Source organism: Roseomonas alba, assembly GCF_019430885.1.
Classification (GTDB): Bacteria; Pseudomonadota; Alphaproteobacteria; order Acetobacterales; family Acetobacteraceae; genus Neoroseomonas; species Neoroseomonas alba.
Genome location: NZ_JAHYBZ010000001.1, coordinates 120,295 through 135,677, shown reverse-complemented (window position 1 = coordinate 135,677; position 15,383 = coordinate 120,295). Strand labels below are relative to the sequence as shown.

The following is a 15,383-nucleotide window of genomic DNA, read 5'->3' as shown; positions in this document are numbered from 1 at the left end:
TCCGCAAACTGCGACCTGATGCCCGGCGCCGCGCTCACGCACGAAGCGCGCCGGGAGGGTGCCGAATGCCCGGCCGGTATCAGCCCGCCCACTTCGCGCGGGCATCGGGCAGGATCGCCCGGACCAGGGGAAAGCCCCATCACAACGCAAAGCGCCGGGACCCGAAGGCCCCGGCGCTGCCAGGCGACGTCCTCAGCCGCGGATCAGCGGCTGTAGAATTCGACGACCAGGTTCGGTTCCATCTGGACCGGATAGGGCACGTCGGTCAGCTTCGGCGCGCGGAGGAACTTCCCGCGCATCGCGCGGTGATCCACCTCGATGTATTCGGGGATATCGCGCTCGGCAGACTGCGCGGCGTCGAGCACCACGACGAGCTGCTTCGACTTCTCCTTCACCTCGACCTGATCGCCGTCCTTGACGAGGTAGGAGGGGATGTTCACGCGCTTGCCATTCACGGTGACGTGGCCGTGGTTGACGAACTGGCGGGCGGCGAACGGCGTCACCGCGAACTTCATGCGGTAGACGACGGCGTCCAGGCGACGCTCCAGCAGCTCGATCAGGTTCTCGGAGGTGTCGCCCTTCCGGCGCACGGCCTCCTCATAGTACTTGCGGAACTGCTTCTCGCCGATGTTGCCGTAGTAGCCCTTCAGCTTCTGCTTCGCCATCAGCTGCACGCCGAAGTCGGTCGGCTTCTGCTTGCGGCGCTGGCCGTGCTGGCCGGGGCCGTATTCACGCTTGGCGATGGGGGACTTGGCGCGGCCCCACAGATTGACGCCGAGGCGGCGATTGATCTTGTACTTGGATTCGGCGCGCTTGGTCATGCGCTGCTTGCCGCCGCGTCACCGCGACGGCCCTTCTTCGCTGTGCCCATCAGGGCTGTTGTCCCGGTAGGCCCCCAACCCAGTTCAGGGCGGCGGCGGGCGCGGACCCCGAAGGCCCGTCCACATTCCCGGAAGGAGGCGGCGACATAGGGGGCACGGCGGGGCTTGTCAAACCCGGCGTCCCAAGCCTACTCGCGCGGCATGGTGACGCGTTCGGACATCCTGGTGCTCGGCCTTACGGCGGGCGTGGTCGGCTCCCTGGTGGGCGGGCTGATGCTGTATGCGGGGCTGGCCCTCGTACTCAACGGGAATCACGCCGGCTGGATCATCGCCCTGCCCGCGGCGCCGGCGGGCGGCGGGCTGGGGTTGCTGCTGGCCCGGAAGCTCGCGAAACAGGTGTAGAGCCGCTATCGACGGCGGCCCGCAGGCCAGTCGCCGGTCAGATAGGCTGCGACCGAACGGTGGTAGTCACCCAGCGCGGGCCGGGAGCCTCCACCCCCAACCAGGCGGTTCATCGCCCGCCAGCGCCGCAGGATGGCGGCGACTGCATCGGCATGGTGTCCGAATCCCGCGCCATCAGCGGCGATCAGCGCCAGGGCCTCGGCGTATTCCGCGTCGAAGCGCCCGCCGGCCGTATCGGTCGCCTGGCCGGGGCGGAGCTGGTAGCGATAAACCAGCGCCTCGGCGACCGGCGCCTGCCCGCCCGCCGCCGCCAGCAGCGACAGGTCGAACAGGACGTCGTCGATCAGACGGAAGGGTTGAAAGGGTGGCGCGGCGTCGCGCGGCGCCATCACATGCAGTGAGGCGAAAGCCGAGGCCCAGTCGGCCAGGCCAAAGCGCGCCACACCCTCCGCCGGAATGCGCCGCACCGGTTCGCCGGTCGGATCCCGGACCAGGCTCGGCACCACGACCGCGCCGGCCTTACGAGCCAGAGCCAGGGCGCGGGCGATGGCGTCCTGCGGTCCCTCGAGCGCGTCGTCGCCATCGAGCATCAGCACATGCGCGCCGGTGGCGAACGCCAGCGCCCGGTTGCGCGCCGCATGCGCCCCCGAGGCCACCGCCCCCACCGGCGCGAAACGCAGCCGCGGATCGGCCGGCAGCACCTCGGCATAGTCGGTGCCATCATCGGACGCGACGACCACCTCGACAGCCGCGCCCTCGGCCCGGTCGAGCACCGAGGCGACCGCGACCGGCACCTCCATCCGCAGGCGATGGGCGGCGATCAGCACGGACAGGTCGGGGCGTGTCATGGCCTGGCTTCTGTGCCAGCCGGGGCCGTTCCTGGCCAGGGCGGGTGCCGGATTCGATCCACAGAGTCATCCACAGCCGAAACCGATTGACTGTGACTCCGGAACTTAAATAGAACGCGCTTGACGTTGCCGGTTTGTTCCGGCCGAGTCGCAGGGCCCGGCCGCCTGGAGGAGGAGCAGGAATGCTCACGCGCAAGCAGCACGAGCTGCTGATGTTCATCGACAAGCACCTGCGCGAGACAGGGTTCTCCCCCTCCTTCGAGGAAATGAAGGCGGCGCTGAACCTGAAGTCCAAATCAGGCATCCACAGGCTGATCACGGCGCTCGAGGAGCGTGGATTCCTGCGCCGCCGGGCCCATCGCGCCCGCGCGCTCGAGGTCATTCGCCTGCCCGAGGCCCTGTCGCCCAAGGCACCCCGCGCCCCGAAGACGCCCGATGCCCCGCTCGGCCCCAATGTCATCCGCGGACCCTTCGGCAGCCACGCCCCGGCCCGCGCGGCGGCCGAGATCCCGGAAAGCGCCCCGGTTACCCTGCCCCTCTACGGCCGCATCGCCGCCGGCCTGCCGATCGAGGCGCTGCGCGACAACGGCACGAGCGTCGACGTCCCCGCCACGATGCTCGGCAATGGCGACCACTACGCGCTGGAGGTTGCCGGCGATTCCATGATCGAAGCCGGCATCCTGGACGGCGACACGGTTATCATCAGCCGCGCCGACACGGCCGAGAATGGGTCCATCGTCGTCGCCCTGGTGGATGAGAACGAGGTGACGCTGAAGCGCATTCGCCGCCGCGGCAACTCGATCGCCCTGGAACCGGCCAATCCGCGCCACGAGACGCGGATCTTCGGGCCCGACCGCGTGCGGGTGCAGGGAAAGCTGGTGGGCCTGCTGCGTCGGTACTGACGCAGCCGGACACCCATTGCGTTAGATCGTTTTCGGGCTGTGCAACCACAGGGTGGTGGCGCGGGCGCACGCGTTGCGGCCATGCTCATGTCGATACCATAAGGTTCGGACATGGATTTGATTTTTGGCAGCGAGAGCGACGACACTATCACGAGTGCGATCAACTCCACTGGCGGCACCCCGGCAAGCAATCAGGACGACTATCTCCTCGGCCTCGGCGGCGCGGATCTCCTCGCGGGCGGCCTGGGCGCGGACATGCTCAATGGCGGCGACGGCGCTGATACGCTGCGTGGCGAAGCCGGCGGCGACTATCTCTACGGCGGCGCCGACGCCGATTCCCTGGCCGGCGGCGCCGGGGACGATGTCATCGAGGGCGACGCCGGTCAGGACACCTATCTCGGCGGCAGCGGCGCCGACACCTTCTACGTCACCTACGACAATATCGGGACCATCGTCTCGAGCCCCGATCTGATCCAGGACTTCAATCCTGGCGAGGGCGACCGGCTCGGCATCAACGACTATGACGGGCTGTACGCAGTCCCGACATCGCCGGACGCCTCCGTGCTCCTGCCGCTCTACTGGCGCGGGGCCACCGGCGCGGTGACGGCGCTCGCCCCCGGCCAAGTCCTGCCCGGGACTGCGCCTACCGACGGCATCGCAGCCTATTGGGTTCCGCGCGTCACCGGCGGCGGCTGGGTCGTCGCGGACATCGACCGGAACGGGATCCTCGACAGCGCCGATCTCGCCGTCCGCGTCATGACCGCCGGTGCCGCCAGCATCGGCATCTCGGACTTCGTTCCAGGAACCTTCGCACTGGAAGACGGAGCAACCATGGCGACGATCATTGGCACCTCTGGCAATGACACGATCCTGCCCGGAAATGTCTCCCCCGGCGTTACGGGGGGTACCCCCGGCACCGCGGGCGATTCGATCCTCGGGCTCGGGGGCAATGACATCCTCGATGGCGGGATCGGGAACGACCAGCTCTTCGGTGGCGAGGGCTTCGACCAGCTCACCGGCGGCCTGGGCGACGACACGCTGGTGGGCGGCATCGGGGAGGACTGGTTCCGCGGCGGCGCCGGAAACGACAGCATGGTGGGCGGCGGCGACCAGGGTGACGTCGCGATGTTCAATACGGATGGCCTGGGGGCGGTCACGATCGACCTCGGCACCGGCATCGCGACGGGCCAGGGCAATGACACCCTCGTCGGGATCAACAATCTGCACGGATCCAATTTCGGCGACTCGATCGTTGGATCCACCGCCAACCAATACGTGTTCGGCCGCGCGGGGGCCGACACCATCCGGGGGATGGACGGGTCCGACAACCTGATCGGAGGCAGCGGCAATGACCTCCTGGATGGCGGCGGCGGCAGCGACAACGTCTCCTACATGGCAGACGCCTTCGACGGCGGCGGCGCGCCCACACGGGGCGCCTTCATCAATCTCGGCACCACCAAGCTGACGATCATCGGTGGTGAATCGGTCGACGGACTGCGCGCCATCGACAATTGGGGCCACCTCGACACGCTTGCAGGTTTCGAGAATGCGACCGGGTCGAGCTTTGCCGATGTCATGGGTGGCAGCGATGTCGCGAACAGCCTGTACGGCGATGTCGGCGATGACAGCATATTCGCGTTCGGCGGTGACGATTTCCTCCGCGGCGGCTTCGGGAACGACCTCATCAACGGCGGTGCCGGGTTCGACAACGCATCCTACACCGGCGACGGATCGCCGATCACCGCCAGCGTCTACTACAACGGCGTCGGTGGCCACAACGCGACCGTCAGCTCCGCCGAAGGCGTCGATACGCTGCGCGAGATCGAGGCGATCAGCGGCACGAATGGCGGCGACTTCATCCAGATCTTCTCGGTCGACGGCCCGGCGAGCTTCCAGGCCCGCGGCTATGGCGGCAACGACACCATCGTCGGCATGCCCGACCGGAACTTCTCGATATTCGCGGACTACCGCGTGAGCGGCGTGACGAGTGGGATCGTCGTCGACCTTTCCACCGGCATCGTCGCCAATGACGGCTTCGGCGGGCAGGACAGCCTCGTGAACATCGCCGTGGTCCGCGGCACGGATCTCGGCGACAGCATCTTCGGCTCGGATGGCAATGAGCGTTTCCGGGGCCGCGGTGGCAACGACTGGCTTGACGGGCGCGGCGGCACCGGCGACCAGCTCGACTACACCCAGTCCGCGGCCGCGGTCAGCGTCAACCTCGCCACGCATCGCGCGCAGGATGGCGAGGGCGGCATCGACACCATCTACGGCTTCGAGGACATCCGCACCACGAACCTCAACGATACGCTCATCGGCAGCGCGTATTCGGACTACTTCGCACCCTTCGGCGGCAATGACACCATCGATGGCGGCGGTGGCCAGGACCGCGTCGGCTACGGCTTCGGCCAGGGCAACGTCGCAGCGCCAACCAAGGGTGTGACGGTCAACCTCGTCACCGGCGTCGCGAAGGATGGCTGGGGCGGCACCGACAAGCTCATCAGCATCGAACGGATCAATGGCACGAATTTCGCGGATTCGATCCTCGGCGGTGCGGAGAGCAACCGTTTCCGGGGCGATGCCGGCAACGACACGTTGAACGGCGGCCTCGGCGGCGACTACGCCGAATACAGCTCCGCCACGACGGGCGCGACGGTCGACCTCACCACAGGCATCGCCCAGGACGGGCTGGGCGGCACCGACAGGCTCATCTCCATCGAGAACGCCATCGGCGGCAACTACGCGGATCGCCTCACAGGCGTCGCGCAACTCGGCCGCACCACGTCGCTGCTGCGCGGGGGCGGCGGCAACGACACCCTGGTCGGCATCAACGGCGAATACGTGCTGGCGGACTATTCGGACCAGACCGCGGGCCTGCTGGTCCGGCTCGCCACCGGCAAGGTCGCCGACAGCCGGGGCGGCACCGACACTCTTATCAACATCCGCGGCGTCAGCCTGTTCGGCGACTTTGCCGACACGATCGTCGGCACCGCGGCGAATGAATGGATCGCCCCATCGGAGGGGGCGGACAGCATCAACGCGGGCGGCGGCTTCGACATCATCGCCTATGGCGGCCTCGACAGCGGTGGCGTGTCGGTGAACCTCGTCACGTCGCGCGCGCGCGACACCGGCGGGGACGTCGACACCATCATCGGCTTCGAGGGCGTCTCGACATCCTTTGGCGCCGATACCATCGTCGGCACTGCACTCGCCAACCTGATCGCGCCGGGGGCGGGTGCGGACAGCGTCAATGGCGGTGCCGGGCAGGATACCATTTCCTACAGCCACGGCTTTGCGCCGAACGGTGTGCAGTTCACGGCGAATGAGGCGGGCGACCGTGCCGCGGTGCTGGGCGTGACGATCAACCTCGGCACGCTGCGCGCCACGGATTACGGCGGCGCGATCGATACCATCATCGGCTTCGAGCATGCGATCGGCTCCACGGTCGCCGACAAGGTCACCGGCAACGGTGTCGCCAACTATCTCGGCGGCGCCGAGGGCAACGACACGCTCACAGGTCTCGCCGGCAACGACACGCTCGATGGCGGCGACGGCAATGACCGCATGATCGGCGGGCTCCACGACGACACCTACATCGTCAATGCCGCGCTCGACGTGGTGGTGGAGGCTGCGAACCAGGGGACCGACACCGTCCGCACCACGCTCGCCACCTACACACTCGCCGCGAACATCGAGAATCTCATTGCCACCAACACGGTCGCGCATAAATTCACCGGCAACGGCCTGAACAACGCCATCACCGGCGGTGCCGGCGCGGACACGATCAGCGGCCTCGCCGGGGCAGACACGCTCGACGGCGGGGCGGGCATCGACCGGCTGCTCGGCGGGCTCGGCGACGACTTCTACGTCCTGACCCCTGGCGATGTGGTGGTCGAGGTGGTGAACCAGGGCAGCGACACGGTGCAGACCAGCAGCGGCGCCTACACGCTTGTCGCCCATATCGAGACGCTGCTCCTCACCGGCAGCGCGACCAACGGCACCGGCAACGGCCTCGCCAATACCCTCATCGGCAATGCCGGCGCCAATATCCTCAATGGCGGTGCAGGCAACGACACCATCACGGGCGGCGACGGCGCCGACACCCTCGTCGGCAGCACGGGCCAGGACGTCCTGACCGGTGGCGTCGGGAATGATCGCTTCCGCTTCGCGGCAACCACCGACAGTGCCGTCGCCAATCCCGACGTGATCACGGACTTCACGCCGGCCGGGTCGCAACTGGACCGGATCGAGCTGAACCTGATCGACGCCAACACCACTCTCGCCGGCAACCAGGCCTTCGTCTATCGCGGCGCGGCTTTCACCGGCGCGGCGGGGGATCTGCGCGTGCAGCCCGCCGGAGGCGGCCTCTATACCGCCGCCGGCGACGTGAATGGCGACGGCACGGCGGATTTCGCCATCCTGATCCAATCGGCTGCGGCCCCGGCCGCGAGTTGGTTCATCCTGTGACCTGGACAGGGCCGGATGGCACACCCTTCCGGCCCACCCTCCCCTGCCCTAGGCTGCGCCCGCCAGGGGAGGGAAATCCGGCATGCAGGCACCGCGTCCGGTCGATCGGATCGAGATCACCATCCTTGTCGACAACCTGACGGACACGCTGTCCTCCACGCCGGCCTTCGTCACCCGCGAATGGCCGCGGCTGCAGCGCATGGGCATGACACGCAGCTCGGGCGGGGCGATCTGCTGCGCCAATCACGGCCTGTCGCTCGTCATTGCCGTGGAAGCGGATGGCGAACGCCGCACCATGCTCTTCGACGGGGGGCCGGTGGATTACGCGGTGGCGCGCAACGGGCCGCGCCTCGGCGTCGACTTCGCGGCGATCGAGGCGATGGTCCTCTCCCATGGCCATTGGGACCATGCGGGCGGCCTGCCCAAGGCAATCGAGATGGTGCGCGCCGCGAATGGCGGGCAGTCCGTGCCGCTCTACCTGCATCCCGGCATGTTCCGCGAGCGCGGCGGCCGCGCGCCCGATGGCGGCGTGCTGCCGATGGATCGCGTGCCCGAACCCGCCGCCTGGGCCGCAATGGGCGCCGAGCCGATCGTCACCGCCCAGCCCGCCGTCGTCGCCGGCCATGTGCTGGTCAGCGGCGAGATCCCGCGCGTCACGGACTACGAGGTCGGCCTGCCCGGCCAGGTCTCGCGCGCCGCGGAGACCGCACCCTGGGAAAGCGACGAATGGCTCGCCGATGAGCGCTTCATCGCCGTGCATCTGCGCGGCAAGGGGCTGATCGTCTTCTCCGCCTGCTCGCATTGCGGCATCGTCAACGTGCTGCACGAGGCGCGGCGGCTGATGCCCGACATTCCGCTCCTCGCAGCGATGGGCGGCTTCCATCTCTCCGGCACCAATGAGCGCATCATCCCGCAGACCGTCACCGATCTCGGCGGCTTCGGGCTGCGCTGGATGTTCCCTTCCCACTGCACGGGCTGGCGGGCGCTGAACGCGCTGGAACGCGCCTATGGCGAGCAGGTCGTCGTGCCGGGCGCGGTGGGGAAGACCTTCCTGCTCGAGGCGTGATCCTCCTCCTTCAATCCGCTCCGCTGCTGCTGCTGCCGGGGCTGCTGCTCTCGGGACGCGCGGGGCCGCTGCCGGCGGTGCTCGCCGCGCTCTGCGCCGCGCTGCCGGCGGCCTATGTCTCGCTGCCGGCAGGCGCGGAGTTCCTGGACTTCCTGGGCAGCGAGGCGTTGCGCGGTGGCTTCCTCGCCCTGCAGCCGGCGGGCGTGGTGGTCGGCGGGTTGCTGTTCCACGCCGCGGTGGAAAATCGCGACGCCGCCACCGCCCCACAGGACGCCACGCCGCGGGCCATCTTCACCGCGACGCTGCTGATGGGCGTCTTCATGGAGGCCGTGACCGGCTTCGCCGTGGGTGCCGTCTTCGCGCTCTCCGCGCTGCGCGGCATGGGGCTGCGCGGCGCGCCGGCGGGGGCTCTGGCCTTGCTCTCGCTCTGCCTGATCCCCTGGGGCGGGTTGGGGCCTGGCACCGCGCTCGGTGCGGCGCTGCTCGGCGTGCCGGCGCAGCGCATCGCAGCGGAGACCGCGCTGATGACCGCGCCCTGGCTGCTCGTGCTCGGCCCGGTCTGCTGGCGGCTCTGCGCCGCGGCCGGTGTCGTGGTGCCGGCGCGGGAGCGCGCCGCGCAGATGGCGATGCTGGCGGCGATGGCGACGATCCTGCTCGCCGGCCACTGGGCCCTGCCCTTCGAGATCCTGGGCATACTCGCCTCCGGCATTCCGCTGCTGGTCGCGCTGTATCTGTCCGATCCGCCGCGCGGGCCGGCAGCCTGGCGCCGTGCGGCGGGGGCGCTGTGGCCCTATGCGCTGCTGACGGTCGCGCTGCTCGGGGCGCGGGCGGTGCCGCATCCGCCGGCAGTGCAGCCCTATGCGTCCCTGCCCGCCTTCCCGGTCACGCATGTCGCCGTGGTGCTGGTCGCCGTCGCCACCGGGCTGTTGCTGGTGCGCCGCGACGGCGCCCGGCGCGCTTCCGGCGCCCTGAAGCGCGCGGCGCGGCCGGCGCTGGTGATGCTGCTCTATGTGCTGTTCGCCCGCATCATGGCGGGCAGTGGGGCGACGGGGGCGCTTGCCCAGGCGGCAGCGGGTGCCATGGGCGGGGCCGCGCCCTTCGCCGTGCCGCTGCTCGGCCTCGGCGCCGGCATCGTGACAGGCAGCAATGTCGGATCCAACGCGGCCATGATGCCGGTGCAGCAGGCCCTGGGACTCGCCGCCGGACTGCCGCCGCTGCTGGCGCCCTCCATCCACAATTTCACGGGTTCGGCCGGGGCCGGCATATCCTTCGCCGCCACCGCCCTGGTCTGCGGGCTGCTCGCCGACGGGACCCGGCCAGCACAGATCTGGCGGCTGCTTCTGCCCTCCACCGCCGCGGTGCTGGTGATCGGCTGGGTCGCCGTCCTGCTGCTGTCGTAACGGCACGCCGTCGCATCAGTCATCCGAAAGATGGACGTCACATTGCATCGTTGAAACTTGCCGAACGGCGCATGACGACTAGCGTCCGGCGCGTATTCACAGCCGCTGGAGATATGCCGCGGCGCCGGGAGTGACGTATGGACAGCCTGATTGCGGCGGCGCCGCGTTTTCTTGAAATCCTGTGGCTCAACATCGTGTTGTCGGGCGACAACGCGGTGGTCATCGGCATGGCGGCTGCAGGCCTGCCGGCGGCGATGCGCAGCAAGGCGGTGCTGTTCGGCATCGTCGCCGCGGCGGTGCTGCGCATCATCTTCTCGATCTTCGCGACCTATCTGCTCGGCCTGTGGTGGATCGCCTTCGTCGGCGGCCTCGCCCTGCTCTACATCGCCTGGTCGTTCCTGAAGGAGCTCCTCCATCACGGCGAGGAGGAGGGCGGCGAGGAAGGCGAGGTCAAGGAAAAGACCCTGATGGCGGCGCTCTGGCAGATCGTCGTCGCCGACGTGTCGATGAGCCTCGACAACGTGCTGGCCGTCGCCGCGGTCGCCCGCAACGACATTGTCATGCTGATCCTGGGCCTGACCATTTCCATCGTCCTGATGGGCCTGCTCGGCGGCTTCCTGGCCAGGCTGCTCGATCGCTTCAAGGTCATCGCCTATATCGGCGTCGCCCTGATCGCCTGGATCGGCCTTGAGCTGATGTGGGAAGGCACGATCAACGCCAATGCCGCGCTGCATATGGGCCTGCCCATCCCGGCCCCGCACGACGCGCCGCATTGATCACGGGCCCGGCCCGGGCGTAGTAGGTCCCCATTCGGGCGGCACCAGCCGCCGCCCGCATGGGAGAGACCCAAGGATGACCATCGCCCGCCGCGCGGCCGTCGCCGCGCTGTGCCTAGCCACCGCCGCCGTGACCGCCCCGGCGATGGCCCAGACCACCATCACCATCCAGCACCCGCTGCCTTCGAACAGCCATTACGGCGCCGGCGCCCAGGCGCTGAAGGAGAGCTTCGAGCGCGCCACCGGCGGCCGCTACCGGGTGAACATCCAGCGCAACGACAACGAGCGCGAGATCATCGAGAGCGTCCAGATCGGCACGGTCGAGTGCTACATCGGCTCCACCGGCCCGGTCGGCAACTTCGTCCCGGCCGTGCGCGTGGTCGACGTGCCTTTCCTGTTCCGCGACTACGCCCATGCCCGCGGCGTGCTGGACAGCGAGATCGGCCAGAACATCCTCCAGCAGTTCAACGCGCGCGGCTTGGTGGGCGTGATCTGGATGGAGAACGGCTTCCGCCACCTCACCAATTCGCGCCGCGAGGTCCATGACCCCGGCGATGTCCGCGGCCTGAAGGTGCGCACCATGGAAAACCAGGTGCATATGCGGGCCTTCACCACCCTTGGCGCGCTGCCGACGCCGATGGCCTTCTCCGAACTCGTCCCCGCCCTGCAGCAGGGCACGGTGGACGGGCAGGAGAACCCGATCCCGGTGATCGTGGCGAACAACCTGAACCAGGTGCAGCGCTACCTGACGCTTACCGGGCACGTCTATTCGCCGGGCCTGCTGATCTGCAACCCAGCCATGATGCAGGCCATGTCGCCCGCCGACCGCGCCGCCTTCATGGAAGCCGCCCGCGCCGGGCAGAAGGCCAATCGCGACCGCGTCAGCGCGGATGAGGCGTCCGGCATCGAGGAACTGCGCCGCCGCGGCATGCAGGTGGTGACCAGCGTGGACACGGCCGCCTTCCAGGCCGCCCTGGCCTCCGCCTTCGCGCAGTATGAGCGCGAACTGGACGCCGACACGCTGCGGCGGATCCGCGCCTGGCAGCCGAACTGAGGCGGCAGGGCTCAGCCGACCGCTGTGGCATTGGAGAGGGGCTCTGCCCCTCTCCAAACCTCTCCCCGCCAAAGGCCACAGGGCCTTGGGAAACCGTCACCTGGTGCGGTGCGCCGTTGGCGGGAAGAACGCCGAAACCCGCCTTTGCGCCCGCGAGGCGCTTGGAAGGGAACGGCATGACCCGCCTGCCCAGCACCAGGTTTCTGCGTTCCAAATGCTCCAAGCACGAGGGGTTCCATTGACGTTGCCCTGCAACGTCAATGGAACCCCGGTGGCGGGGTGGTTCGGAGGGGCGGAGCCCCTCCGATCTTGTCCGGCGGAGCCACCCCGGTAGTCTCGAAGGCCAGCCGGCCCTTTGGCAGGTCGGGGGCCCGGGCGAGCGCAGAGCCCCTCCCCGCTCCGCCACCGCCATGGTCCCGCACGCGCATGAGGATAGCGCCCCAATCTGGGCCTCGGGTCACGGGTGCCATTGCCAGCCCTGCCCGCCCCCGGCTAACTGCCGGCAACAACACCCAACATGGAGGATTCACAGGAATGTCCCTGACCAGACGTCTTGCGTTCGCGGTTGCCCTGGCGGCGCCGCTCGCTGCTGCGCCGGCCTTCGCGCAGACGCAGCTCACCGTGCAGCATGCCCTGCCGGCCAACAGCCATACCGGTGTCGGCGCCACCACCTTTGGGTCGGCCTTCGAGCGCCTGACGAATGGCCGCTACAAGGTTGTTGCCCAGCGCAATGACAATGAACGCGAGATGGTCGAGAGTGTGCAGATCGGCACCATCGACTGCACCTTCACCTCGACGGGCCCGGTCGGGAACTTCGTCCCCGAGGTGCGCATCTTCGACGTGCCCTTCCTGTTCCGCGACGCGACCCATGCCCGCGGCGTGCTGGATTCCGAGATCGGCCAGCAGGTGCTCGCCCGTTTCCCGGCCCGCGGGTTGGTCGGCGTCGTGTGGCTGGAGAACGGATTCCGCAACATGACCAATTCGCGGCGGGAGATTAACACTCCGGCCGATCTGCGCGGCCTGAAGATCCGCACCATGGAGAACCAGGTGCATATGCGGGCCTTCACCACCCTCGGCGCGCTTCCGACCCCGATGGCCTTCTCCGAGCTGATCCCGGCGCTTCAGCAGGGTACGGTGGACGGGCAGGAGAACCCGATCTCGGTCATCGTGGCGAACAACATTTTCCAGGTGCAGCGCTACTTCACCATGACGCGGCACGTCTATTCGCCGCAGGTCATGATCTGCAATCCGCAGACCGTCGCGCGGCTGAGCGCGGCCGACCGTACCCTGTTCTACCAGGCGGCGCGTGAGGCCCAGGCCGCAAACCGCGCCCGCGTCACGGCCGATGACGAGGCGGGCGTTGCGACGCTGCGCCAGAACGGCATGACCGTGGTGACCGAAGTGGACACCGCCGCCTTCCAGGCCGCGCTGGCGCCGGCCTTCGCGGAATGGGAACGGACGCTGGATGCGGGGACGCTGCGGCGCATCCGTGACTGGCAGCCGAACTGACCGACGGCGTCGCCTGAACCGGGGGCGCGGCCAGGTGCTGCGCCCCTTCGCCTGACTGGGGGGTATCGATGAATGCGATGAATGTGGTGCCCTTGCAGGTGACGGCGGCGGCGACGCTCGCCACCGTCATCCTTGCCTTGTGGGCCGGATCCGGCGGTGGGATGCGCGGCGCGGTGCGCAGCACGATCATGCAGGTCGACCGGGCGACCACGGGGCTGGCGGCGATGCTCGCCTGCCTGGCGCTGACCGTCGCAGCGGTTGCCGGCATGTGGCAGGTGATCGCCCGCTTCGCGACGGAAACCCCCTCCGTCTGGTCCGAGGCGCTGGTGCGCACCGCACTGATCTGGATGGCCTTCCTCGGCGTCGCGGTGGCTCTGCGCGCCGGCGCGCTGGTGTCGATCGACGTCGCGCACCGTTACACCGGCGGGGCAGTGCGGCGGGCTCTGGAATCGGCGGCGTTGGCCGCCTCGCTCACCATCCTCGGCATCATGTTCTGGTTCGGCTGGGACATGGCGCTGCGCGTGAAGTTCCAGGAGATGGCGGGCCTCGAAGTGTCGATGTCCTGGGGCTATGCGGCGATCCCGATCGGCGCGGTCTTCGCCATGGTGGGCGTCGTCGCCCAGTTCCTCGACCACCGCCATGAAGAGCTGGAGAACGCCGTATGACGCCCGCCACTCACAGGCGCGCCGACGGCGCGTCCGGAGCGCACGGCGCGACCGCGCCCGGCCTGCCCGCCGCCGCGACTGCGATAGCGCGGGGCGCGAAGGCAAGGGCCGCGGATGGGCCCCAACCGCATTGCTCCGCCATGCGATTGGGCGGCCCGGATGCGGCCCGCCGGCCGTCTGAGGGCTATCAAATATGAGCGGGACCATGCTCACCGTGATGCTGGTGCTTTTCGCCATCAGCATCCCGGTCGCCATCGCCATCGGCATCGCCGCGGTCGTCGGCATCGCCGGCTTCACCTCGTTCCCGCTCATCGTCGCGGCGCAGCAGCTCTTCGTCGCACTCGACAAGTTCCCACTCGCCGCCATTCCCTTCTTCATCCTGGCGGGCAACCTGATGGATGTCGGCGGCATCTCCCGCCGCCTGGTGGAATTCGCCCGCTCCATCGTGGGCGGCGTGCAGGGTGGCCTGCCCGCGACCTGCGTCGTCACCTGCATGATCTTCGCGGCAATCAGCGGATCTTCCGTCGCGACGACCTTCGCGATCGGCGCCATCATGATCCCGGCGCTGGTCAAGGCTGGCTATCCGGTGGCCTTCGCTGCGGCGCTGCAGGCGACCTCGGCGGAACTTGGCGTCATCATCCCGCCGTCGATCCCGATGATCCTCTATGGCGTGACCACCCAGACCTCGATCCCGGAGCTGTTCATCGCCGGCTTCGGGCCGGGCTTCCTGATCGGCGGCGCGCTGATCGTCACCGTGCTGATCTGGTGCCGCATCAAGGGCTGGGGGAAGGAGGACGGCGTTGGGCGCCTGCCCTTCCTGACCGCGACGCGCCAGGCGGCCTTCGCGCTGGTGATGCCGGTGATCGTGCTGGGCGGCATCTATGGCGGCGTGACCACGCCGACCGAGGCCTCGGTGATCGCGGTCTTCTACGCACTGATCGTGGGCATGTTCCTGCATCGCGAGATCGGTCTGCGCGACCTCTACCCGATCTTCCGCAAATCGGTGATCAGCAGCGCGGTGATCATGTTCATCATCGCCTGCGCGGCGCTGTTCTCCTGGCTGCTGAACAGGCAGAACGTGCCGGATGCGGCGGCGAACTGGCTAGCCACCTCCTTCGACAGCGCGGGCGCCTATCTGCTCGTGGTGAACCTGTTCCTCTTCGTCGTGGGCATGTTCGTCGAGACCTCGGCCTCGATCATCGTGCTCGCCCCGATCCTGCAGGAAGCCGCGCAGCGTGTCGGCGTGGACGGGGTGCATTTCGGCACGGTGATGGTGGTGAACCTCGCGCTGGGCATGATCACCCCGCCCTTCGGCGTGAACCTGTTCGCCGCGGCACAGGTGGCCGGGTGCAGCATCGACAAGATGATGAAGCCGCTCGGCGTCTTCATTGCGGTGATCTTCGCCTGCCTGATGGTCATCACCTACATCCCGGCCATCACGCTGGTGCTGCCGCATCTGGTGTTCCGGTGAGC

General features: G+C 68.7%; 12 protein-coding genes. 10 read left to right on the top strand and 2 right to left on the bottom strand.

Features of this window, described 5'->3' with window-relative positions:
- Positions 1 to 203 precede the first annotated feature (203 nt).
- Entirely contained in the window at positions 204 to 821 is a 618-nt protein-coding gene (rpsD, locus tag KPL78_RS00645) for a 30S ribosomal protein S4 (protein WP_219760713.1), read from the bottom strand.
- Positions 822 to 1,022: 201 nt separating this feature from the next.
- On the opposite strand from rpsD, the gene KPL78_RS00640 reads away from it, so the two are divergent.
- On the top strand, positions 1,023 to 1,223 hold the full coding sequence (locus tag KPL78_RS00640; RefSeq protein WP_219760712.1) for a hypothetical protein: 201 nt from the start codon (positions 1,023 to 1,025) through the stop codon (positions 1,221 to 1,223).
- Positions 1,224 to 1,228: 5 nt separating this feature from the next.
- On the opposite strand, the gene KPL78_RS00635 is transcribed toward KPL78_RS00640, so the two are convergent.
- Entirely contained in the window at positions 1,229 to 2,071 is an 843-nt protein-coding gene (locus KPL78_RS00635) for a glycosyltransferase family 2 protein (RefSeq protein ID WP_219760711.1), read from the bottom strand.
- A gap of 182 nt (positions 2,072 to 2,253) precedes the next feature.
- Between KPL78_RS00635 and lexA the strand changes: the two genes are divergently transcribed.
- The 9 genes from lexA (at position 2,254) to KPL78_RS00590 (ending at position 15,381) form a co-directional block, all read left to right on the top strand.
- On the top strand, positions 2,254 to 2,973 hold the full coding sequence (lexA, locus tag KPL78_RS00630; RefSeq protein ID WP_219760710.1) for a transcriptional repressor LexA: 720 nt from the start codon (positions 2,254 to 2,256) through the stop codon (positions 2,971 to 2,973).
- Between the two features lie 111 nt (positions 2,974 to 3,084).
- Positions 3,085 to 7,440: a beta strand repeat-containing protein gene (locus tag KPL78_RS00625; protein WP_219760709.1), complete on the top strand. Its 4,356-nt coding sequence runs from the start codon at positions 3,085 to 3,087 to the stop codon at positions 7,438 to 7,440.
- Positions 7,441 to 7,522: 82 nt separating this feature from the next.
- Positions 7,523 to 8,506 carry an MBL fold metallo-hydrolase gene (locus KPL78_RS00620; protein WP_219760708.1) on the top strand — a complete coding sequence of 328 codons (984 nt, stop codon included), beginning with the start codon at positions 7,523 to 7,525 and terminating at the stop codon, positions 8,504 to 8,506.
- Positions 8,503 to 9,906, top strand: coding sequence for an L-lactate permease (locus KPL78_RS30695; RefSeq protein ID WP_219760707.1), 1,404 nt, complete (start codon positions 8,503 to 8,505; stop codon positions 9,904 to 9,906). The genes KPL78_RS00620 and KPL78_RS30695 overlap by 4 nt, the downstream gene beginning before the upstream one ends.
- Before the next feature lie 137 nt (positions 9,907 to 10,043).
- A complete protein-coding gene (locus tag KPL78_RS00610; protein WP_219760706.1) occupies positions 10,044 to 10,682 on the top strand; it encodes a YjbE family putative metal transport protein in 639 nt (212 codons plus the stop codon).
- A 76-nt stretch (positions 10,683 to 10,758) separates the two neighbouring features.
- Positions 10,759 to 11,736, top strand: a complete 978-nt coding sequence (gene dctP / locus KPL78_RS00605) for a TRAP transporter substrate-binding protein DctP (RefSeq protein WP_219760705.1) — start codon at positions 10,759 to 10,761, stop codon at positions 11,734 to 11,736.
- A 534-nt stretch (positions 11,737 to 12,270) separates the two neighbouring features.
- Positions 12,271 to 13,245 (top strand): DctP family TRAP transporter solute-binding subunit, encoded by a 975-nt coding sequence (locus KPL78_RS00600; protein WP_219760704.1) that lies wholly within the window; start codon positions 12,271 to 12,273, stop codon positions 13,243 to 13,245.
- Between the two features lie 68 nt (positions 13,246 to 13,313).
- Positions 13,314 to 13,910 carry a TRAP transporter small permease gene (locus KPL78_RS00595; RefSeq protein ID WP_255568482.1) on the top strand — a complete coding sequence of 199 codons (597 nt, stop codon included), beginning with the start codon at positions 13,314 to 13,316 and terminating at the stop codon, positions 13,908 to 13,910.
- Positions 13,911 to 14,103: 193 nt separating this feature from the next.
- The gene (locus KPL78_RS00590) at positions 14,104 to 15,381 is read left to right on the top strand and encodes a TRAP transporter large permease (protein ID WP_219760703.1); all 1,278 of its coding nucleotides are present in this window, start codon (positions 14,104 to 14,106) and stop codon (positions 15,379 to 15,381) included.
- Positions 15,382 to 15,383 lie beyond the last annotated feature (2 nt).